This is a genomic window from Amycolatopsis roodepoortensis (assembly GCF_014873915.1).
Lineage (GTDB): Bacteria > Actinomycetota > Actinomycetes > Mycobacteriales > Pseudonocardiaceae > Amycolatopsis > Amycolatopsis roodepoortensis.
In genome coordinates, this window is record NZ_JADBEJ010000001.1 from 1,522,076 (window position 1) to 1,542,957 (window position 20,882).

Consider the following 20,882-nt stretch of genomic DNA (forward strand, 5'->3'; position numbering starts at 1 on the left):
CCAAGCTCGTGGCAAGATATTACCAAGAGCTGATCGGCCCTCTAGACTCGTTGTCGTTCAACGTCTGGAGGGTAGATGCCACCACGTGGCCATGACCTGTATCGAGCGGATTCGGACATTCCCTATTGGAGTTCCGACGGCGAGTCGTATGTCGCGCAGGTCCCGTTGAAGGAAATACGGAAGACCCGGCCGTTGCGGGTCCTCTCCGAAGCGGATTTCGATTTTTGGCAAACCTGGGGCTATGTCATCGTGCGAAGGGCGATCTCGGCGTCGGCCGCGAAATCGCTGCTGGATTTCGCCTGGGAGTTCCAGGGGCTCGATCCCCGGCGGCCGGAGAGCTGGTACGCCGAGCGCGAGTTCCGGACGGAACTGGAACGGGATCTGTACATCTACGGCTTCGTCGAGGCTTACCACCACCAGCTCCTGTGGGATTCCCGGCAGACGCGGCGGGTGTACGACGCGTTCGTGGATGTGTGGGACTGCGAAGAACTGTGGGTGAGCCTGGACCGGCTCAACCTCAACCCGCCCAACATCGGGAACCGGTCCCGGTCGCTCATCCGGCCCACGGAGAAGGGGTTCGACATCGAGCTGCACTGGGACCTCGACAGCACGTTGCCGGAGCCACCGCAACGAGTGCAGGGCATCATCGCGCTCAACGACACGCGGCCCGAACTCGGCGGCTTCCAGTGTGCGCCGGAACTGTTCCGGACCTTCGAGGAGTGGAAGGCGGAACAGCCACCGGATCGCGATCCGATCCGGCCGTCGGTCGACCGGGCGCGGACTCCGGTCGTCAGGCCGGAACTCGAGGCGGGCGACCTGCTGATCTGGAACGGAATGCTGGCACACGGAGTGGCGCCCAACACCTCCGGGAACGGTGTGCGGGCCGTCCAGTACCTCGCCATGATGCCCTCGCTGGAAGCGCACACCACGCTGAAGCGATCGCGGGTCGAGTCCTGGCGGTGGCTGAAGACGCCGGAGTGGAACCGCACGCTGGTCGGCGCCAGGGAACGGCCCGAATCCGAGAGGTATCCGGCCGCCGAGCTGAACGACCTTGGTGCGAAGCTGCTCGGCCTCGAACCGTGGCGACGGCGGCACACTTCGCCACGAGGAGAGAAGGCATGCGGAAGATCTGCCTGACCCTGCCGACGAACAGGGCCTGCGCGGACACCCTGTCCGCCGTCATCGAAGAGGCGCGATACGCCGTCGAACGCTTCGACGTCGAAGTGCGGGTGCTGGTACTGGACAGTTCGGACGCGCACGACTTCGCCGCACACGCCCAGGTCGTCCGCGCGGCTCGCCGGGTGCCGAAGGTGAGCCTGTGGCATCTGGACGAGGCGTACCAGCGAAGCTTCCTGAACGGGGTGATCCGGCGAGCAGGCCTCGACCGGCAGTCGCGGCTGCCCGGCTTGATGCTTCCGGCCGGTGTGTCCTATGGGGCCTGCACCAACCGCGCGTTCCTGTTCGGCGCGGCACTCGGCTGCGAGTCGGTCCATCGCCGGGATTCCGACAGCCGCTATCAGGTCGTGGACGACGCCAAGGTCTTCCCGATCCACCATGAGCTCGCTTCGCTCGGCAAGAGCGCGGCCGACGCGGCGCCCGGTGTTTCCGAATCCGAGCTGGATCCGGGTCTCGCGGAGCGGCCTGTCGTCCTGGTGGGTGGCTCCTTCGTCGGCGAACCCTCGGTGGACATCGAGGAGATCCACCGCTTGGACGAGGATGTCTACTACGACATCGTGAGCCTCTGGGCTCCTGCCCACGCTTCGGAGGAAGAGAAGCGGAACCTGGTGAAGGAGTCCTTCCGCGGGTCCGGCGCCGGGCCGTTCGCCCGGGACCATTCGACACTGACCGTCCTCGACCCGATGCGCGTGGACATGTGCAACATCGGCTTTTCGCGGGTGCATGAGCAGATACCGCTGCTGCCGGCCACGGATACGATCGGCAGTGACTATTTCCTGCTCCACGTCGTCCACGCCGCCGGGCTGCCCGCGGTTCAGCACAACCGCGACATCATGAACTTCCATACACCGGAACGGCGAACCGAATCCGGCTTCGTCGGCTACCAGTTGCGGTTGGTCAAGTTCTTCCTTTCGATGCAGTACCTGAACTTCATCTACGGCCGGATGAAGACGGCGGGTGAGTCCTTGTGCGACGAACGGGATCACGTGCGCGCGTCCGCGATCTCGGCGGTTGTCAGGGAAAGTCTCGAGCTGGACGACGAGGAGAACGTACTGCGGCTGGACTGTCTCCAGCGCGGCTACCGGAAACTCGGCGGTAAGTACACGAAACTCGCTGAAATCCTCGCGTCGCGCGGATCTCACTTGCTCTCCGAAGCTCGGCAGGACATCGCGGATTTCGCACTGTTGATCGACCACTGGGAACGACTGATGTCGGCGAGCAGGGAAGCGGATCTCGTATCCCCGCCTGGCGGATGAGGACAAGCCACACCATGTTCGACGACAAGCGACTGCTCGCCGCCTTGGCGGCGGCCTCCGAGGACCAGATCGTCTTCGACCTCCAGGGAATCGGCGAACGCCACGCTTCTTTGAAACGGGAGCTACCCGGCGTCGCCGTCCGGTTCGCGATGAAGGCCTGTCCGGTGGACGCCGTCGTCGAGTTCCTGGCCCGGCAAGGAGCCGGATTCGACGCGGCGAGCCCCGGTGAGATAGCGACCGCGCTCGGCGCGGGAGCGCCGCCCGGTTCGGTGCATTACGGGAACACCGTCAAATCCGATCAGCACATTCTCGACGCCTTCCGGCTGGGCGTGCGGGACTTCGCCACGGACAGCGTCGAGGACGTGCGGGCGATCGCCACGCACGCCCCGGGGGCGCGAGTGTTCTGCCGTCTGGCCACCACCGGGAACGGAGCGCTGTGGGGGCTGAGCGGCAAGAGCGGATGTTCAGGCCCGGAAGCGGTGCGAGTGGCGGAAACGGCGCGAGCGATGGGTTTGAGGTTCTCGGGTTTGTCGGTGCATGTCGGTTCGCAGCAGATGACCACCGAAGCGTGGACGGGCGCGTTCGACTCCCTGGCGGAGGTGCTGATCGCCCTGAAGCAGAAGGGGATCCTGCTCGACCACGTCAACCTCGGTGGAGGTCTTCCCGCGCTCGGCTACCTCGACGAACAGGGGAGGCCCCTGATTCCCCCGCTCGACAGGATATTCGAGACGATCCGGGCGGGCATGGGGCGGCTTCGGCAAGCGGCCGGGGCCAGACTGGCCTTCGTCATCGAACCGGGCCGGTACCTGGTCGCCGACCACGGTGCGATCCGTGCCCACGTGGCGCGGCTGTCCGACCGGGAGCTGCTCGACGGCCGGCGTCGGCGCTGGCTGTACCTGAGCTGTGGCAAGTTCAACGGCCTGTACGAGATGGACCGGATCCAGTATCGCCTGGAGTTCCCGGCGCACCGGGATGGCGAGTACGGTCCTGCCATCGTCGCCGGGCCGAGCTGTGACAGCGACGATGCCGCCGGTCATGGCCGGTATCCGGCGCGGGTTCCGCTCGGCGTGGCCTCGGGCGATCCGGTGTGGATACTCTCGAGCGGCGCCTATACGACCAGCTACACCACGCTGGGGTTCAACGGTTTCAGCCCGCTCCCGTACACGGTGGCACCCGCCGGTGACACCGATGGGCGCAAGCGGCCCACACGAGTGTTCACCACGGTGACGGCCACACCGTTCTAGCGGTCGACGAGCTGCACGTGAACTCCAGGAGGTCGAGTAGGTGTCCGCGGATATCCGGATCCGGCATATCTCGGCGCGGGACTGGCCGGACATCCGCGGCCTGGAAACCTCGGCCTACCAAGCCTCCGGGCTCTCGGAGGGCGAGGATGCGTTGCGCTCACGCGCCGCGCTGTCTCCGCTCACCTGTTTCGTGCTCGACGCCGGACGCCGGACGGCGGGGTACTTGATCGCGTTGCCCTACCCGCTGTTCGGGTGCCCGGACCTGACCAGGCCGGAAAGCGTGGGCCACCGGGACTCGCGGAACCTGCACCTGCACGATCTGGTCGTCGCCAAGGACTTTCGCCGCCATGGCCTGGCCACGCGACTCGTGCGCCACCTCACGCTCCGCGCGGTATCGCTGTCCTACGAACGGATCTCGCTGGTGGCCGTCGCCGGCAGCGGTGGTTTCTGGTCGGCGAACGGTTACCAGGCGTGCCCCGGGGCAGGGTTTCCAGCAGGCTACGGTGAAGATGCCGTGTACATGTCCAGGGCGCTCCGGCCCGGCGGGCACGCTATCGGGAATCCTTCAACGTTTCGGTGATCTGGTGGCGGGTGTTCTCCGCCACCCGTGGGTTCGTGGCCGCATAAGCCGTGTAAGCGTTCAACCCGGTACTCAGCGCGTAGCCGCGGCCCCGGGCCCAGGTGGCGTCGTCGACGTCCAGCGCGGCACGAAAGGTCTCCCGCGCCGACGACGGCAGGAGGGTCCAGGCGATCAGCAGATCGCACGCCGGATCGCCCACGCCGAGCCCGCCGAAGTCCAGGACGGCGCTGAGGTCGCCGTTCACGGTCAAGAGGTTGCCAGGGTGCAGGTCGCCATGGATCCAGACCGGTGGCCGGCTCCACGGGGGAGCGGCCATGGCCGCGTTCCAGACCTCGGTGAGCGCGGTGCCGTCGAAAACGCCGTCCACGGCCTCGATCGCGGCACGGGTCGCGGGATCACGACGGGCGAGCGGGGCGCCGATGAAGCTGTTGTGCGGCCCGGGAAGGAGTGTCTCGTCCGGCGGCACCCGCTGGAGGGCCTTCACGAACTCCGCCAGTTCGACAGCGGTCTTGTCCGCGTCGGCGAGTCCGCCGATGGTCGCGGTCTCCCCTTCGAACCACCGTGAAACGCACCAATACCACGGATAGCCTTCACCCGGCGAGCCGAGCGCGACGGGCGTGGGGACAGGCAAGGGCAGTCGCGGAGCGAGACGCGGAAGCCACTGGAACTCCTTCCGCGGCTGGCCGGTGGACCAGTCTCCGCGTGGCAGGCGTACCGCCAGGTCGTCCCCGAGCCGGTAGATCACGTTGTCCGATCCGGCGGGCTCCAGGCGTTTCAACGGAAGTGACGCCAGGTCCGGCAGCTGGGCGGCGAGAAGCCGCTCGACCAAGGCGGCGTCGATCACCGGGTTCGCGCCGGTCTGCTCGATCGTCACGGACATCTCCTCGATGATCTGTCTCGCGGTCCTGGACTTCCGCGGTCGATCACACCACGCGGGCCGTCGCCCGTCGAGCCGGATTCCGCGGCCGACGACCCGCGCGGTGCGAAGTCCATGCTCAGCCCGACGCGCGGGACGTCTCCCGCGCCGCGCCGGCACGCACGCCGTCGAGGATCAGCGGTTCGAGCAGTGAGCCGACCGCCGGCAGCCAGCGGGCCGGTACGACGCGGCGCACGGCACCCGGCCCGAAAGTCGCGAGCGCGGCCTTCGTCAGCGGTCCGGTGAAGTCCGGTGTCCTGCCGACGGCGCGGGCGTGTTCGGCCGTGATCACCCCGAGCAGGTACGCGACGATCCACAGCTCGGAAAGGGAGATTTCGCTGAGCCGGTCGACGAGGAACTCGCGTTGCGGATGCCTGTCCAGTGCCTCCTCGAGCAGGACCATCATGTCCTGGTAGGTGACACCGCGTTCGCGCAGCCAAACCCGCGCCGAAGACCGCACTCGTCCGTCCACAGAGGACTCGTCGGGGATGCAGGCGTCGGAGTACTGCCCCCAGAAGTCGTAGTACGGAACGGTGGCCGGCGCGGTCAGCAGCGAATGGGGACCGTCGGGGACGGCGTCCGGCGGCGGAAGGCAGGCGGCCGAGCGGTTTCCCATGACGTTGTTGCCGACGAGGCTGATGTCGTCCCGGTGGTCCACGAGATTGGCCACCGGGATCACCGTCCGGATGCCCAGGTCGCTCAGGTAGTCCAGGAGCGCGACATCGTCCGGGGCACCCTCGTCGACCTTGGCCTGTACGTATTCCTCGAAACCGCGTGCGACTTCGGCGGGCAGCACGAGCGCCACGGCCGGGATGTAGTCGTCCACGACCGGGGCCATGGTGTAGCCGAGCATCGCCGCGATCCGGATGACATGCGAAGTGCGTGAGCCCCATTCGGTGAACAGGCTCACGGCGGCGTCGGGTTGCGCCGCGATCAGGGAGTTCAGCCTTCGGGTGAAGTCCGCGGACGGCACCGCGTCGTCCTGGATGACCAGGTGATGGGTGGCGCCGGGATCGACCGCGGCCCAGGCGAGCCGGGCCGCGCGCAACGCGGCCGGGGGGCCTTCGGGTTCGGGGTCGACCACGACCTGCAAACCCAGTTCCGGCAGGCCGTCGGCCACGGCGCGCGCCGCGTCGATCCGCTTCGGATGCGTCATCACGGCGCCGGAGAGCCGGATCGGAGGTGGTGTCACGGTTGCTCCCGGTAGAGGTCGTCTCAACGCTGTTTTGCCGGCTCCGGGCCGGAGCCACCCCATCCTACCCCAGGGTTGCCAGGCTCTTGTCAATAACTTGCCATGATGTGGGCACGCGTCCTATGCTTCGGCCGGTGTCGAGCCGTGCGAGGAGTGGCCGTGAATAAACCCGTGCTCAGTATCGTGATCCCGTACAAGCAGCGACTGCAGACCTTGAAACCGGTGTTGCGGTCGCTTGCCGAGCAGACGCTGGACAGGGCGAAGTTCGAAGTCGTACTGGGTGTGCTGGAGCACGATCCGGAATTCGCCGCGTTGTGCCGTGAGTACACCGGAAAGATGAAAGTCCTCTCCGTGCAGGTCGAGGAGGACTGGAACACCAGCAGAGCCACGAATCTGGGCATCCGCCAGGCCTCCGGCGAGATCATCTGCCTGGTGGACGCGGACGTGGTGCTGGCGCCCACGGCGCTGCAGACCCTGTGCGACCGGTATTTCCAGCACGGTCACAACATCTGCGCGATGGGCCAGGTGCTCGGTTACGAGGAGGTCGTCCCCACCGAGGTCGGTGATGTCGAGGTGCGGCCGTTCGAGCACTACCGCAAGGTGCTCGAGGAGCTGGCGACGGCGGACCGGGTGAAACTGGATCCTCGTTTCTCCGCGGAATACGCCTCGGCTTATGCCAGGTATCCGTGGGCGTTCGCCCGTACCGGCCTCATGGCCATTCCGGCGGAGACCATCCGGCGGCACGATCTGATGCTGGACGAAGGCTTTGTCAGCTGGGGCCCAGAGGATCAGGAATGGGCATTGAGGATCTCCCGGAGCGGAACACCGCTCGTGCTCGCGCACGACGTGTACGGGATACATCTTCCGCATCGCCGGGACCAGGCGGCACAGGACGTCTCGGCGTCCATCACCAATCGCTACTACCTCGCCAAGTGGCCGCGCCTCGACCTGGAACTGGCGCTGACCTTCGGTGGCTGGGTCGAGATCGATGCGATCTGCCCGGAGATCGAGCGGGAGCTGGCGGGCGTGGCCCCCGGTGGTTCGCTCGGTCTCGTCCGCGGAAAGATCGACGGGATCCCCACCCTGGTCGTCGGGGCCGTGCTGGATGGACGGGCGGAACTCGCTGATCCCGAACTCGGCGAATGGTTCGACTGCCGTTCCGAGCTGGAGGTGATCCCCTTGGTCGGCTTCGCGATGCCCTTCGAGGACCAATTCTTCGAGGAGTGCCGCGTTCTCGCGCCGATCCCGAAGTTGAGCGAAAAGTACCGTGAAGCCGTATATCGCGAAGCGAACCGGGTCTCGCGTAAACTCGTGACGGCTTAGCGACGGCGGTGCCGGCGATGGTTCGTGACCATCGCCGGCACTCCGCTTTCCAGGTCAGGCCGCCGGTTTCTCCCAAACGGAAACGTGCTGATCGCTTTCACTGGTGAACGGGTCGCGTGACCATCCCGCCCACCGGTCCCGCAGGCGTAGCCCGGCCAGCCTGGCCATCAGATCGAGTTCGGACGGCCACACATAGCGGAACGGGATCGTGTGATAGCTGCCGCGGCCATCGACGACCTCGACGTAGTTCGAGCTCATCGACTGGGTCGCCACGTCGTAGATGTCGAACGCCCATTTCGTGGGACTGACATGGAAGGGGACGACGTTCTGGCCTGCCGGGAGTTTCCGCAATTCCGGGACGCCGACCTCGATGACGAAGCAGCCGCCTGGTTCGAGATGGTCGGCGACGGTACGGAAGCAGGCCACCTGCTCGTCCTGTGTCGTCAGGTTGTTGATCGTGTTGTAGACCAGGTAGGCGACCGAGAACGTTCCGTCGACCTTGGCCGTCGCGAAGTCGCCGATCGTCACCGGAATCGCTTCACCGCCCGGTTTCTCGCGTAACTTGGCCACCATCGCCCGCGACAGCTCGATGCCGTGCACCGGGACTCCGCGGCGCGCCAGCGGAAGCGCGACGCGTCCGGTCCCGATCCCCAGTTCCAGCGCGGAACCCTTGCCCGCCAGTTCCGCCAGCAGATCGACGACCGGGTCCACGGCGCTCGGCTCGAACATGCTCGCGGACGACTGGTCATAGGTCGCCGCGACGTCTTCTCCGAAATATCCGTCAGATTCGTCCACGGCCGTACTGTAACGCGGGGGTGCCCCAGGCAGCCAGCCGAACGGGCAAATTTGTGTCACGAACGTTGACAAGATTGGCAATATAGCTGATTCTGGACTTCGGGCCCGCTCGCCGGGCCACCAGTCTTCGCCGGACGAGGGGGAGTCGGATGTTGTACGCGGGAATCGGCTGGAGCGAGACCGGCTTCGAAGTACAGGTCATCGACGACCAGGAAGAACCCGCGTTTCCCGCCGAGAAGTTCGCCCCGGGACGGATCCGGGACCTGATCGGGTACCTGCGCGGGTTGCCGCGGACTCCCGTCGTGGTCGTGGAGAGCACGAACGGTGTACTCGACGGCCGCCTGATGGCGGCGGGGATCGAGGTCCACCGGGCCGATCCCGCCGTGTTGCCCGCGCGTCCGGTATTCGGTTCCGTGCCGGCGGCCGACCTCGCGCGCGTGGGCAGGCGGAACCTGCGTGCGCTGACCAAGCTGGAACGCGCGCGGGGCACCCAGACCGGGCGGGAGGACGAACTCGAGGCGGGCTTCGCGGGGAACGAACCGGCGGCCGGCGAGCTCGCCGCGCAGGGCCGCTGGTTCGGTCACGGCAGCCGGGAGCGTCGCCAGGTCGCGCTGACCTTCGACGATGGTCCGCAGCCTCCCTACACCGACTTGGTTCTCGACATCCTCGAACGCTACGGGGTACCGGCGACCTTCTTCTGCGTCGGGACTTACGCGAAGGCACATCCGGAGTCGCTGGCCAGAATGGCCGAGCAGGGACACGCCATCGGCAACCACACCTGGTCGCATCCGTTCCTGCCGGAGCTGACCCGGCCACAGCTGATCGAGCAGATCGAACGGACCGGGGACGCCATCGCCGAGGCGTCCGGTTCGAAGACGACGTTGTTCCGGCCACCCTACGGCCTCTGTTCTCCTGAGGTGGTCGGCTGGCTGGGGGAGCTGGATCTGACGACCGTGCTGTGGGACGTCGCGCCGGACGACTGGATGATGCCGGGCACCGATTTCATCTCCCGGCTGGTCCTGGACGGGGCCCGGTCCGGTTCGGTCGTGCTCCTGCACGATTCCGGCGGCGACCGCACGCAGACCGTGGGCTCGTTGCCGCAAATGATCGAAGGCTTGCTGGAACGCGAGTTCCGCTTCGTCGCCGTCGACGACCTGTCAACGGCTGAATGAGCTACCCGGCTTCACCTCAGTTGAGCCGGGCATCGGCAGCTAGTCACCGTTGGGGGGAAGATGACAACGACACACGCCCCGATCACGAACTGGGCAGGGAATGTCACCTTTGACGTGAACCGCATGCACCGGCCGAAATCGGTCGACGAGTTGCGGCGCGTCGTGGCTCGCTCTCCGCGCGTTCGCGCGCTCGGTACCGGACACTCGTTCAGCCGCGTGGCCGGTACCGAGCACGACCTCGTACGGCTGGACGGATTGCCGCGCCGGGTGGTGATCGATCACGACGCGCGGACGGTGACCGTGAGCGGCGGCATGCGGTACGCGGACCTGATCTACGTGCTGCACCGGGAGGGTTTCGCACTGGCGAACCTGGCTTCGCTCCCGCATATCTCGATCGCCGGCGCGTGTGCGACCGGCACGCACGGTTCCGGCGACACGCAACGGTGCCTCGCTTCTTCCGTCGCCGGGATGGAGCTCGTCGGCCCGGACGGTGATCTGATCGAGGTGAGCCGCGTGGCCGACGGGGACGAATTCGCGGGTTCGGTGGTGGCGCTGGGAGCGCTCGGGATCGTGACCAGGATGACCCTCGACATCGAGCCCGCTTTCGCCATGGCACAGCGAGTGCACCTGCTCGTTCCGCTGGACGAGGTGGCGTCGTCGCTGGACGAGGTGTTCGGGGCCGCCTACAGCGTCAGCTTGTTCACCGACTGGCGCGACACCGGCGACGTCTGGTTGAAGCGCCGCCTCGGCAGGCCCGAGTCGGGCTGGGACGGCGGTCAGCGGGCTCAGGAACCCATGCATCCCGTGCCCGGCATGCCGGTCGAGCTCAGCACCGAGCAACTGGACGTGCGCGGTCCGTGGCACGAGCGGTTGCCGCACTTCCGGCCCGAACTGACCCCGGGAGCGGGTGAGGAACTCCAGTCCGAGTTCTATCTGCCCCGCGCGGCCGCGCCGGCGGCGTTCGCCGCGATCCGGGAGATCGGCGAACTCGTGGCGCCGGTCATGCACATCGCGGAAGTGCGCACCGTACGCGGGGACGACCTGTGGCTGAGTCCCGCTTACCACCGTGACACCGTGACCTTTCACTTCACCTGGATCGACTACTTCGACGCCGTCGAGCCCGTGCTCGCGGAAGTGGAGAAGCGGCTGCTGCCGCTCGGCGCCCGCCCGCATTGGGGCAAGTTGACCACGATGGCGGCTTCCGAGATCGCCGGCGTGCACGAGCGGGCCGCCGACTTCGCGCGGTTGATGCGCAAGTACGACCCCGAAGGCAAGTTCCGCAATGCCTTCGTGGACGACATCTTCGGGCAGGGGTAAGCGTTCCTGCCGGCCAGATGCCATGACAGAGCCCCTGTCGCGAAGCTCTCGCGACAGGGGCTCGGTCATGACATTCGCGCGAGGTCACCCATTCTGGCTGTCGCGCCAGGAGATCCATTCTCGCAGTGGTTTCAGGTCGTAGTCCGGGCCGTCGATGCCGACGGTGAACAAGGAAGCACCGAGCCCGCGCAACCGGGGGCCCAGCTCGTCCGGCCGCCCGACGTGCGACGGGGTGCCGAACACCCCGGTGGAGATCTCGATCTCACCGGGGTCGCGCCCCACCGCGGCGCAGTGTCCCTTCAGTACGTTCATCTTGTGCGCCAGCGTTTCCGGGTCGTGAAAGCCGTGCCAGATGTCCGCGTGCTCGGCGACCAGCCTGAGGGTCTTCTTCTCTCCGACGCCGCCGATCAGCATCGGGATCTTCCTGGTGGGTGGTGGATTCAGTTTGGCGAGCCTGGTTTCGACGCGGGGTAGCGACCGCGCCAGGTCGGCGAGCCTCGTGCCGTCGGTGCCGAACTCGTAGCCGTATTCGGCGTAATCCCGCTCGCACCAGCCCGAGCCGATGCCCAGGATCAGCCTGCCTTCACTGATGTGATCGACCGTACGCGCCATGTCGGCGAGCAGTTCCGGGTTCCGGTAACCGTTGCAGGACACCATCGGGCCGATCTCCACCCGGCTGGTCGACTCCGCCAGCGCGGCGAGCATGGTCCAGCATTCGAAATGCGGACCGTCGGGATCGCCCCACAGTGGGAAGAAATGATCCCAGTTGAAGATGATGTCGACACCGAGCGCTTCGGCTTCCGCAGCGGTTTCCCGGATCTTCCGGTAGCCGGCGTGCTGGGGCTGCAACTGCAGTCCGATCCGGACGGGACGGCCGGTCACGACATCGCGCCGTGTGCGGAGAACTCGGTGAAGTGCCGTTCCGCGAACAGTTCCGGCCTGTCGCCACCGAGTCCCAGCTCGCGGGCCCTGTTCAGGATGTGCCGCCAGTACGGCTTCACCGGCGGCCACCGGGTTCCGGTCTGGCAGTAGGAGCTGTCCACGAAGTACCGCGGTTTGGCCGACTGCCCGTCCTTCGTGCGGCGGGCGTGGAAGAGTGCCGAGTGCAGGACCACGGTCGAGCCGGGAGGAAGCCGGTCGATGACGACCTCGCCCGGTAGCACGGCGGTGCCCAGATGCGCCCGTGCCGTCTTGCCCGTCTCTTCGAGATGGGAACCGGGCAGCACGACGAGCGAGGCGGTGTCCTCGGCGAGTCCGTCGAGATAGTGCAACGTGTGGACCATGAGGGGGGAACGGCCGCTTCCCTCACCCTGCTCGTAGTCGTGGTGCCACGGCTTCCCCGGCAGATCCGGGGCCTGCCGGTCACTGTGCAGGTGGTGGAACACGAACTCGGTGCCCAGCAGCGCTTCGAGCAGGTCCATGAGCGGCCCGTGGGTGACGAGCTCGCCGTGGGCGGGCAGTTCCAGCTCCACGACCGGAGGCACCCCGTGGGTTCCCGGATCCTTCGCCGCGGCGATCGACTTCGCCCGCAAGCCGTCGTCGACCCACCGGTCGACCTCGGAGCGCATCCGGTTCACCAGCTCCGCCGGCAGGAATCCGGGCAGGATCAGGTAGCCGAGCCGGTGGAACCGGTCGAGTTCGGTGGCACCGAGCACAGGTGATGCCGAGGCCGGACGTCGATGAGTTGTCATGGTGTTCGGAACTCCCCTCTGTGGTGATTGACAAGGGCTACGCGGCCGGGTCAGCGCGCGCTCGCCGTGTCCAGTCGTGACCACGCCTGCCAGGCGCTCCGCACCATGGAGTTGAGGTCGTGCCGTGCCTTCCAGGCGAGATCGTGCGCGATCTTGTCCACGTTCGCGACTATCTCGGGCGCGTCGCCCGGTCTCCGTGGAAGTGCGGTCACTTCGACGGGAAGGCCGGAGACCGCCCGGATCGCGTCGAGCACCTCCAGTACGGAGTAGCCGACGCCGGTGCCCACGTTGTAGATGTCCGCGGACTGCTGCCTTTCCAGCCGCTCGACGGCCGCGGCGTGGGCGTCGGCGACATCGGCGATGTGCACGTAGTCGCGCACTCCCGTGCCGTCTTTCGTCTGATAGTCGATGCCGGTGACCATCGCGGGCCTGCCCGCGGTAACTTCCTGGAACACCAGCGGGAACAGGTTGTCGTTGCTGGTGTCGGCGAGCAAGGGGTGTGCGGCGCCGACCACGTTGAAGTAGCGCAGGGCCACCCAGGACAGCCCGTTGGCCCTCCCCGCGGACCGGAGCAGCCATTCGCAGATCAGCTTTGTCTCGCCGTACGGGCTGATCGGGGCCGTCGGGGTCGTCTCGGTGACCAACGGGTTGTTCGGCACCCCGTAGACGGCGGCGCTCGACGAGAGCAGGAATCTCTTGACGCCCGTGTCGATCATCTCGTCGAGGAGTATCCGCATGCCTTCGACGTTGTCGCGGTAGTAGCGCCGCGGGTAGGCGACCGATTCGGTCGCCGATTTCCGCGCGGCCAGATGGATCACGCCGTCGACCCGGTGCTCACGCAACACCGCGCTCACGACCGTGCGATCGGCGACGGAACCGATGACCAGTGGCACGTCGCCGGGCACCCGTGCCGCGTCGCCGGTGGACAGGTCGTCCAACGCCACGACACCGCGCCTGTCCGCACGCAATCGTCGGATCACGTGAGAGCCGATGTATCCGGCGCCGCCGACCACCAGCCAGCTTCCGGGTTTCGCTGGCTTCACTGTCTCGCAGATCTTCATGCCCATCCCGCAGGTAAAGCCGGCGCGGACGAAGCCGACAGCACCAGCTTGCCTTAGGAAGAGCAATCTTGACAAGTAGAATTGACAATTTGGCAACATCGCCTGATTGTGGTCTCATTCGTCCTATGGTCAAGATGCATGCCGACGAGGCGGACATCGATGCCGGGCTCGTCCGGTCGCTGGTGCGCACGCAATTCCCGCAGTGGGCGGGGCTGCCGGTGCGACGGTCGGCTTCTGGCGGCACGGTGAACGCGATCTACCGGCTCGGCGAACGGCTCAGCGTCCGGCTGCCTCTCACCCAAGGGGGCGTCGAGGATCTGCGCCGCGAACTGCGGTGGCTCCCACGGCTCGCGCCCCTCCTGCCGGTCGCCGTTCCCGAAGCCGTCGCGGTGGGTGAAGCCACGCGGGAATACCCCTGGCCGTGGGCGGTGTATCGCTGGATCGAGGGCGAGCCGGCGATCGAAGGTCGGCTGACCGGGCCCGAGCGCGTCGCGCGCGACCTCGCGGCTTTCGTCCTCGCGATGCGCGAGGTCGATCTCCCCGGCGGCCCCATCGCGCATCGCGGCGGGCCGCTCGCCGAGATCGATCGGGAAGTGCGCGCGGCGCTGGAGAAGCTCCGCGGCACCGGCGAATCCTTCGACGCGGAAGCCGCGATGGCGGCCTGGGAACACGCGCTCGCCGTCCCTGGCTGGTCCGGGCCGCCGTGCTGGGTCCATTCCGACCTGATGCCGAGCAATCTGCTGGTCGAGGACGGCGGGCTCGCCGCCGTCCTCGACTTCGGCACCGTCGGAGTCGGTGATCCCGCCAGTGACCTCATTCCCGCCTGGAATCTGCTGACGCCACCGGCGCGGGAGATCTTCCGTGGCGAGGCCGGTATCGACGCCGATACCTGGTCGCGCGGCCGCGGCTGGGCACTGGGCATGGCGATCGTCCAGCTCCCGTACTACCGTGCGACGAACCCGGTCATTTCCGCCAACGCCCGTTACGTGGTTCGCCAGGTTCTCGCCGATTTCTCGTTGAGAGGATCGTGAAAGGGGCGGGTTCGGGCCGGAACGCGACTTGCCACTTGCGGTCAGGGGCTCGCCACGCCGAGTTTCCATGATTTGCCAGCGTTGTTGCCTCAGGGTAGGATGTCGGCAGTCGCGAACCGGGTTCGCGTGACGTCGATCCCTGATGGAGCGTGGGCAAGGTGTTGGAGCAGCCGCATTTCGGTAGGCGCTTACGGGACTTGCGCCTGGAGAAGGGGCTCACGCAGGCTGCGCTGGCCAGTGACGGCCTGTCGACCGGTTACCTCTCCCGGCTGGAGTCGGGTGATCGTCCGCCGACCCCGCGCGTGCTCAACTATCTGGTGGACCGGCTCGGCGTTTCGTCGTCGGCGTTCGAGAAGGCTTCCGAGTCCCGGCTCGCCGAGCAGCTCGCCACCGTCGTCTCGGCGAACGGTGTGGTGGACGACGTCGAAGCGCTCGCGGGGGCTTTGCGGGCCGATACCGGGAATCTGACGCTGCGCTGGCAGGCGCTGTGGCTGCTGGCGGCGGCGATGAACCAGCGCGGCGAGCACGAGGAACAACGCGAACTGCTGGCCGAACTGGTGGAGCTGAGCGACGAACTCGCGGTACTCGAACTGCGGGTCCGGTCCCGGGTGGAGCTCGCCGGCCTGTTCCGCGTGCTCGGCCGCAACGACGACGCCAGGACGACGGCGCTGGCGGCGGTCGAGTTGTGCCAGGACGGTGGGCTCCCCGTCGCGGACAAGGCGGCGGCGCTCATGACGCTCGTGGCCGCCGAAACGGAGGCCGGGCTGATCTCGGAAGCCCGGGCCCGCGCCGACGAGCTGTCGGCTCTCACCCGTGACGCGCCACCGGAAGTCCGGGCGAAGGCGTTGTGGACCGCGGCGTCGGTGTACAAGCGCCAGGGCGACGACGGCGGCGCGATGAAGTTGATGACCGAAGCGCTCGAACGGATCGACAGCAACCAGGACGTCATCCTGTGGCTGCGGCTCCGGCTCGCGGCGGCGTCGATGGAACTGCAGGGCCCCGATCCGGAAACCGAGCTCGCGGCACGGTGGCTCGACGAAGCGGCCGCAGCCGTGGCGCTGGTCGGTTCGGTGCAGCACGACCAGGAGCTGCGCGCCCTGCGCGCGCACCTCGCTTTCGCCGCGGGTAGCTTCGACGAGGCGGCCGAGCTGGCGGGCTCGGTCGGTGACGGTTCGCATCTGGCGTTCCGCGACCGGGTACGGCTGGACATGCTGCGCGGCCGGATCGCGATCCGGCGTGGAGACGTCGAGGCGGGCAGCCGCGAGCTGCAGGAGCTGGCCAGGCAAGCACAGGAGAGCCTCAACATCGATCTCGCGGCCGAGATCTGGCGAGCGCTCGCCGAAGCACTGACGTCGGATCGGTGAACCCGGCATCGCCGCGCCGAGGCAAGGTCAGCGCAGCGTAGGTCTCCTGTCGCCGTGTCCAGTGCGGGCGCGGTCAAGAGCGTGGTCCCGCGGACAGGCGGTCCAGGAAACAGCGGGCCAGTGAGGTGGCGACCCGGGAGGGCACCGCCTCCGGCCGGTAGGCGATCTCGGCGCGGAGGCCGCCGTCTTCGTGCGGCCAGAGTTCGGTGTGCAGCTCCAGCGGCAGGTCGATGTACGGCTGATGGAGGAAGGCGGTGCGCAGGCCCGCCAGTTCCAGCCGGGGGATCGGGTTGTCCTGTACGGCGAACATCGCCTGGAACAGCGGTGGCCGGGCCGATCGCGGCCGGTTCAGCCGGTTCAGGATGTCTCGTAAGGGGATCTCCTGCGTGGCGAACGCGCGCGTGACGATCCGCCCGAGCAGCTCCGGATCGCCGTCCAGCGCGGCACCTCGCAAGCGAAGCGGGACGGTGGTGATGTGACAGCCGATCGCGTGCTCCAAGGCCGGATCCGCGCGCTGGGAGACGGGCACGCCGACGGCGAAGTCGCGTTGCCCGGTGACCTCGGCCAGCGCGCTCGCCCAGTGCGCGAGCAGGACGACGAACCTGGTCCGGCCCGCCGCGGCCGCGAGGGCGTCCACCTCCGCGAGGATCTCGGGCGAGAGGGTGACTTCCACCCTGCCCGGCTCCTGGCCGGCCTGCCGGGGCGCGTCCGGCCACTGAAGATCGGGAACGCCGTCGAATTCCTTCGCCAGCTGGGTTTCCTGCGCGAGGACGTCGTCACGGGACAAGGCGGATCGGTGCCGGGCCTCGGCGAGGCCGGGCGGTTCGGGGAGGTCGATCGTCGTGCCGTTGTAGGCGGCGGCCAGGTCACGGGCGAGGATCGACTGAGAGAACCCGTCGAAGGCGATGTGGTGGACCACGCAGCCGAACAGGGTCATGGTGCCCGCCTCGACCAGCGCCGTGCGCCACACCTCGCCCTTGGCCGGTTCCAGCCGTGCGGACAGAGTTTCCCTGAGCACCCGGATTCCGGCGTCCAGTGCCGGTTGCGGTGGCAGTTCCTCGAGTGCCGGCGGGGGTACGTCGTCCAGCCAGGCGGCGGGCCGGGGGTCGGCGGCGTAGGTCGCGCTGAGCGGCTCGTGCCGCCAATGCACTTCCTCGACGGCGGCTTGGAGCGCGGCGCGGTCGAGGTCGCCCTCGACCGACCAGAGCAGCAGGCAGTTCGCGGTCCGGTCGTCCGGCGTGAGCAGGTGCCGGGTCAGAAAGACCTCCTGCATCGGGGTGAGCGGCACTTCGACGGCGTCCGGTCGGACGTCCGCCGGTTCCGGGCCGGCGGAAGCCAGCCAGGCGGCCAGACCGGCGGCGGTCGGGTGCCGGTAGAGCCGCGAAACCGGGACAGGAGAGGCGGACCGAGCGGCCAAGCGCGCGCAGACCCGGCCCGCGCCCAGTGAGTCGCCGCCGAGCGCGAAGAACGACCGGTCGGCGGGCACGGACGTCCGGCCGAGTACCGCCGCGAACGTCTCCGCCACCAGGCGGACCGTGGGATCTTCATGGCGGAAGCCGCCGGGCGCGGGTGGGTCCGTGAGCATCGCCAGCAACGCCCGCTCGTCGAGTTTTCCTTGCGCGGTGACCGGAAACGCGTCGACGCTGCGCAGTTCCGCAGGACGTTGATAAGCGGCCATTGTGGATTCGAGCAGCCTCGGCACACCTTCGAGCGGGTCCCCCGCTTCGGTGGGAACGCAGAACGCCACCAGATCCACCGCCGTTCCCGCGTCGTCCCGGCGGGCGAGCACACGGGCCTGACGCACCGGGCCGAGCCGCTCGATCCGGCGTTCGACCTCGGCGGGCTCGATCCGGTGGCCGCGGATCTTGAGCTGGCGGTCGGCCCGGCCACGGAACCGCAGCAGCCCGTCCTCGTCCCAGGCGCCGAGATCGCCGGTGCGGTAGACGCGGACTTCTTCTCCGTCGATCACGGTGTCGGCGAACTTTTCGGCCGTGAGCGCCGGATCGCCGAGGTAGCCCAGCGCGAGCCCGGCACCGGACAGGCATATCTCGCCGGTCTCGCCGACCGCGCAAGGTCTGCCGCCGTCGAGTACGTGCACCCCGGTGCCGGGAACCGGACGGCCGAGGGGGATGCCGTCCGGTCGCGCCGCGTCCGGCGCGGTGATCCGGTGCGTGGTGGCGAACACGACGCTTTCCACCGGCCCGTAGCCGTTGAACAGGGCTATTTCGGGGTGCTCGCCGAGGAACCGGCCGACGTGCCGGGGCGAGAGCCGTTCCCCGCCGGTCATCACCTGGCGCAGACCGGAGAACGCGCCCGGGTCCTCGTCGACGATCATGTTGAACAGGCTGCTCGTGAGCCAGACCGAGTCGACCCCGTGTTCGGCGACGCCCGCCCTCAGCGCGGCCGAGGACAGATACGGCTCGTCGATGATCAGTGACGTACCGCCGTTCACCAGGACCGACCACAGCTCCAGGGAAAAGGCGTCCCAGGCCACCGGCGCCGCCAGCGGCATGACGGTGGTGGCGGTGAAGCGGGCGAATCCGTTGCGCTGGAACAGTCGCAGGGTCGCCCGGTGCGGGACCAGCACGCCTTTCGGGCGGCCACTCGTACCGGAGGTGAAGAAGACATTGCTCGGATCCGTTCCGGCGACTGTCGCGGCCCGGAACGTGGGTGGTGGCTCGACCGGATGCCTTGGTGGCGACCAGATCCGGGGCGCGGGACGGTTCGCGCTGTCCGAGATCAGCAGACGGGCGTCGAGCAGCTCGATCACTTCGCCGACCCGTGCCTCCGGCCACGAGGGGTCGAGGAGGGCGTACGCCGCGCCGGTCTTGAGTACGGAGAGCAGCGCGATGATCAGTTCCGGTCCCCTCGACAGGACGATCGGAACCACGTCTCCCCGGCCCACTCCGGTTTCCGCCAGCAGCGCCCCCCAGGCGTCGGCTGTGCGATCGAGGTCGGCGTAGGTGATCCGCCTGCCGCCGGAAACGAGTGCGATCGCGTCCGGGCGGAGCAGCGCGACGCGCGCGATGGCTTGGTGAAGGCCTTCACCAGGGGCGATGTTCGGGCGCCCCGTCGTCCATTTCGTATCTGGCAGCACGGTGTCCCCTCGGTGGAGTCGCCAGGCGCGATTGGGTTGTCAATCGAATGTCACAAGCTTGCCTTAAAGTTGTCCAATGCGGCAACATGTGACCGACGACGGCTTGTCGGCCACCTGCTCCTCCGGCCTGGGAAAGGACCATGGCACTCACTCACATTTCCGCCCCTGACGGCGTTTTCCCCAGTGACGGCTACAGCCACGTCGTCACCGGCCCCGGCCGCGTGATCGCGCTGGCCGGTCAGATGCCGTTTTCTCCCGACGGCGAGATCGTCGGCGAAGGCGATCCCGCGAGACAGGCCCGGCAGGTGTTCGAGAACATGGGCCGCTGCCTGGCGGCGGCGGGGGCGTCCTTCGACGACATCGTCCGGCTCAACTACTACCTCACCGATATCGGTCAGGTTCCCGCGATTCTCGCCGTGCGCGACGAATTCATCGACACCACCCGCCCTCCCGCGAGCACCGTCGTCCAGGTGGTGGCGTTGTTCCGGCCGGAGCTCCTGATGGAGATCGACGGCCTCGCGATCCTCCCGGAGGGGTGACCGGGCGCGTCTGCGGGTGAGCACCGGACGACCGAATGAGGGTGACGGCAGGCGCCGTCACCCTCATTCGCTCGTCCGGTGGCCCGATGCTCAGATCGCGGCAGGCGCGCCGGCTCCGCCGGTCATTCGGCGCTGGTGCTGAACGAGTCGGCCTGTCCGCGCAACGGAACGCTCGGGCGGCCGTCGACGCCGACCGGAACGGTGCCGACGGAGGTGACCCGTTCACCCCGGCGGTGTGCCTTGCCGTAGTCGTAGATGGCGTAGTGCATCGTCGACTGGTTGTCCCAGATGGCGAGGTCTCCCTGGCGCCAGCGCCAGCGCACGGTGTTCTCCGGCTTCGTCGCGTACTCGTGCAGCATGCGGATCAGGTCGCGGCCGGCCTGCGGGCTGTAGCCGATCACGCGGCGGGCGAAGCCACCGATCAGCAGCGATCGTTCCCCCGTCTCTGGATGCACGCGGACCGCGGGGTGGTCGGCTTCGAAGATCGAGGCGAGGTAGTTCGCGCGAAAACTCTGGTCGCCGTCGTAGGTGTCGTCGGTGTAGTCGGAGTCGTTCGAGTGCACGATCCGCAGTCCGTCGGCGAGGGTGCGCAGCCCCTCGGGAAGGCTGTCGTAGGCGATCGCGGTGTTCGCCCACAGGGTGTCCCCGCCCAGCGGGGGATTGACCTTGTTGTGCAGGAACGCGAACGAGGGCGGCTGCGCGAGGTAGGTCAGGTCGGTGTGCCAGTGGTTCGCCCTGGTGCCTTCGCCGCGCGAATCCATTTCCCGCACCAGCGGCCGTTCCTCCGGGCCGCCGTAGATCGGGTGCCCCAGCGTCAACGGGCCGAAGCGCTGGGCGAACGCCACCTGGCTGTCGTAGTCCAGGCCTTGATCCCGCAGGAACACCACCTTGTGGTCGAGCAACGCCTTGCGAATGCCGGCGATGGTCTGGTCGCTGAGCGGGCCGGTGGTGTCCACGCCGTGGATCTCGGCGCCGACGTTCCCGGCCAGCCGAGTGATCTCGATATCGGCCGGCGCGATGGTCTCGGTCATGGGGCAAGCCTTTCTCTGGTTGCTCGGACAGACGTCGAGGGAGGGCAGACCGGAGGTTCGGAGCCATGCTGCCAGAAGTTGCCAAACTTGGCAATTT

General features: G+C 67.8%; 18 protein-coding genes. 10 read left to right on the forward strand and 8 right to left on the reverse strand.

What is annotated here, in order from left to right; all coding sequences use genetic code 11:
* Positions 1 to 75: 75 nt before the first annotated feature.
* From H4W30_RS06950 to H4W30_RS06965, 4 genes are read left to right on the forward strand one after another with little or no spacing between them, the layout of a single operon-like run.
* A complete protein-coding gene (locus tag H4W30_RS06950; protein WP_192742008.1) occupies positions 76 to 1,137 on the forward strand; it encodes a phytanoyl-CoA dioxygenase family protein in 1,062 nt (353 codons plus the stop codon).
* Entirely contained in the window at positions 1,119 to 2,432 is a 1,314-nt protein-coding gene (locus H4W30_RS06955) for a DUF6271 family protein (protein WP_192742009.1), read from the forward strand. Before H4W30_RS06950 ends, H4W30_RS06955 begins: the two co-directional genes overlap by 19 nt.
* Before the next feature lie 14 nt (positions 2,433 to 2,446).
* Positions 2,447 to 3,676 (forward strand): type III PLP-dependent enzyme, encoded by a 1,230-nt coding sequence (locus H4W30_RS06960; RefSeq protein ID WP_192742010.1) that lies wholly within the window; start codon positions 2,447 to 2,449, stop codon positions 3,674 to 3,676.
* A 40-nt stretch (positions 3,677 to 3,716) separates the two neighbouring features.
* Complete coding sequence (locus tag H4W30_RS06965) at positions 3,717 to 4,256, forward strand: GNAT family N-acetyltransferase (RefSeq protein ID WP_192742011.1); 540 nt, start codon at positions 3,717 to 3,719, stop codon at positions 4,254 to 4,256.
* On the opposite strand, the gene H4W30_RS06970 is transcribed toward H4W30_RS06965, so the two are convergent.
* A complete protein-coding gene (locus H4W30_RS06970; protein WP_192742012.1) occupies positions 4,228 to 5,136 on the reverse strand; it encodes an aminoglycoside phosphotransferase family protein in 909 nt (302 codons plus the stop codon). The genes H4W30_RS06965 and H4W30_RS06970 overlap by 29 nt on opposite strands.
* A 115-nt stretch (positions 5,137 to 5,251) precedes the next feature.
* On the reverse strand, positions 5,252 to 6,364 hold the full coding sequence (locus H4W30_RS06975) for a hypothetical protein (protein WP_225948803.1): 1,113 nt from the start codon (positions 6,362 to 6,364) through the stop codon (positions 5,252 to 5,254).
* Between the two features lie 159 nt (positions 6,365 to 6,523).
* Between H4W30_RS06975 and H4W30_RS06980 the strand changes: the two genes are divergently transcribed.
* Positions 6,524 to 7,687 carry a glycosyltransferase gene (locus H4W30_RS06980; protein WP_192742014.1) on the forward strand — a complete coding sequence of 388 codons (1,164 nt, stop codon included), beginning with the start codon at positions 6,524 to 6,526 and terminating at the stop codon, positions 7,685 to 7,687.
* 54 nt (positions 7,688 to 7,741) lie between these two features.
* Here the strand turns inward: H4W30_RS06980 and H4W30_RS06985 are convergent, their stop codons facing one another.
* Entirely contained in the window at positions 7,742 to 8,482 is a 741-nt protein-coding gene (locus tag H4W30_RS06985; protein ID WP_192742015.1) for a class I SAM-dependent DNA methyltransferase, read from the reverse strand.
* Positions 8,483 to 8,631: 149 nt separating this feature from the next.
* Here H4W30_RS06985 and H4W30_RS06990 point away from each other — a divergent pair, with 149 nt between their 5' ends.
* On the forward strand, positions 8,632 to 9,654 hold the full coding sequence (locus H4W30_RS06990) for a polysaccharide deacetylase family protein (protein ID WP_192742016.1): 1,023 nt from the start codon (positions 8,632 to 8,634) through the stop codon (positions 9,652 to 9,654).
* Positions 9,655 to 9,777: 123 nt separating this feature from the next.
* Complete coding sequence (locus tag H4W30_RS06995) at positions 9,778 to 10,971, forward strand: FAD-binding protein (protein ID WP_225948805.1); 1,194 nt, start codon at positions 9,778 to 9,780, stop codon at positions 10,969 to 10,971.
* Positions 10,972 to 11,055: 84 nt separating this feature from the next.
* Here the strand turns inward: H4W30_RS06995 and H4W30_RS07000 are convergent, their stop codons facing one another.
* Genes H4W30_RS07000 through galE form a run of 3 tightly spaced genes read right to left on the reverse strand, consistent with a single transcriptional unit; the run spans position 11,056 to position 13,723 of the window.
* Positions 11,056 to 11,853, reverse strand: coding sequence for an LLM class F420-dependent oxidoreductase (locus H4W30_RS07000; protein WP_192742018.1), 798 nt, complete (start codon positions 11,851 to 11,853; stop codon positions 11,056 to 11,058).
* Positions 11,850 to 12,662, reverse strand: coding sequence for a phytanoyl-CoA dioxygenase family protein (locus tag H4W30_RS07005; protein ID WP_192742019.1), 813 nt, complete (start codon positions 12,660 to 12,662; stop codon positions 11,850 to 11,852). The genes H4W30_RS07000 and H4W30_RS07005 overlap by 4 nt, the downstream gene beginning before the upstream one ends.
* Before the next feature lie 50 nt (positions 12,663 to 12,712).
* Positions 12,713 to 13,723 (reverse strand): UDP-glucose 4-epimerase GalE, encoded by a 1,011-nt coding sequence (galE, locus tag H4W30_RS07010; RefSeq protein WP_192742020.1) that lies wholly within the window; start codon positions 13,721 to 13,723, stop codon positions 12,713 to 12,715.
* Positions 13,724 to 13,848: 125 nt separating this feature from the next.
* Here galE and H4W30_RS07015 point away from each other — a divergent pair, with 125 nt between their 5' ends.
* Both H4W30_RS07015 and H4W30_RS07020 read left to right on the forward strand, forming a co-directional pair.
* On the forward strand, positions 13,849 to 14,754 hold the full coding sequence (locus H4W30_RS07015) for an aminoglycoside phosphotransferase family protein (RefSeq protein WP_225948806.1): 906 nt from the start codon (positions 13,849 to 13,851) through the stop codon (positions 14,752 to 14,754).
* Positions 14,755 to 14,912: 158 nt separating this feature from the next.
* Positions 14,913 to 16,118 (forward strand): helix-turn-helix transcriptional regulator, encoded by a 1,206-nt coding sequence (locus H4W30_RS07020; RefSeq protein WP_318780566.1) that lies wholly within the window; start codon positions 14,913 to 14,915, stop codon positions 16,116 to 16,118.
* Between the two features lie 73 nt (positions 16,119 to 16,191).
* On the opposite strand, the gene H4W30_RS07025 is transcribed toward H4W30_RS07020, so the two are convergent.
* On the reverse strand, positions 16,192 to 19,215 hold the full coding sequence (locus tag H4W30_RS07025; protein ID WP_318780552.1) for an amino acid adenylation domain-containing protein: 3,024 nt from the start codon (positions 19,213 to 19,215) through the stop codon (positions 16,192 to 16,194).
* Between the two features lie 140 nt (positions 19,216 to 19,355).
* Between H4W30_RS07025 and H4W30_RS07030 the strand changes: the two genes are divergently transcribed.
* Complete coding sequence (locus tag H4W30_RS07030; protein WP_192742022.1) at positions 19,356 to 19,754, forward strand: RidA family protein; 399 nt, start codon at positions 19,356 to 19,358, stop codon at positions 19,752 to 19,754.
* Positions 19,755 to 19,876: 122 nt separating this feature from the next.
* Here the strand turns inward: H4W30_RS07030 and H4W30_RS07035 are convergent, their stop codons facing one another.
* Positions 19,877 to 20,785, reverse strand: coding sequence for a TauD/TfdA dioxygenase family protein (locus H4W30_RS07035; RefSeq protein ID WP_192742023.1), 909 nt, complete (start codon positions 20,783 to 20,785; stop codon positions 19,877 to 19,879).
* Positions 20,786 to 20,882: the final 97 nt, after the last annotated feature.

What these genes read in the sequence shown, in the direction of transcription:
- H4W30_RS06950 (WP_192742008.1), top strand. Translation starts at nt 76, where the DNA reads ATGCCACCACGTGGCCATGACCTGTATCGAGCGGATTCGGACATTCCC.
- H4W30_RS06955 (WP_192742009.1), top strand. Translation starts at nt 1,119, where the DNA reads ATGCGGAAGATCTGCCTGACCCTGCCGACGAACAGGGCCTGCGCGGAC.
- H4W30_RS06960 (WP_192742010.1), top strand. Translation starts at nt 2,447, where the DNA reads ATGTTCGACGACAAGCGACTGCTCGCCGCCTTGGCGGCGGCCTCCGAG.
- H4W30_RS06970 (WP_192742012.1), bottom strand. Translation starts at nt 5,136, where the DNA reads ATGTCCGTGACGATCGAGCAGACCGGCGCGAACCCGGTGATCGACGCC.
- H4W30_RS06990 (WP_192742016.1), top strand. Translation starts at nt 8,632, where the DNA reads ATGTTGTACGCGGGAATCGGCTGGAGCGAGACCGGCTTCGAAGTACAG.
- H4W30_RS06995 (WP_225948805.1), top strand. Translation starts at nt 9,778, where the DNA reads ATGCACCGGCCGAAATCGGTCGACGAGTTGCGGCGCGTCGTGGCTCGC.
- H4W30_RS07005 (WP_192742019.1), bottom strand. Translation starts at nt 12,662, where the DNA reads ATGACAACTCATCGACGTCCGGCCTCGGCATCACCTGTGCTCGGTGCC.
- galE (WP_192742020.1), bottom strand. Translation starts at nt 13,723, where the DNA reads ATGAAGATCTGCGAGACAGTGAAGCCAGCGAAACCCGGAAGCTGGCTG.
- H4W30_RS07015 (WP_225948806.1), top strand. Translation starts at nt 13,849, where the DNA reads ATGGTCAAGATGCATGCCGACGAGGCGGACATCGATGCCGGGCTCGTC.
- H4W30_RS07030 (WP_192742022.1), top strand. Translation starts at nt 19,356, where the DNA reads ATGGCACTCACTCACATTTCCGCCCCTGACGGCGTTTTCCCCAGTGAC.
- H4W30_RS07035 (WP_192742023.1), bottom strand. Translation starts at nt 20,785, where the DNA reads ATGACCGAGACCATCGCGCCGGCCGATATCGAGATCACTCGGCTGGCC.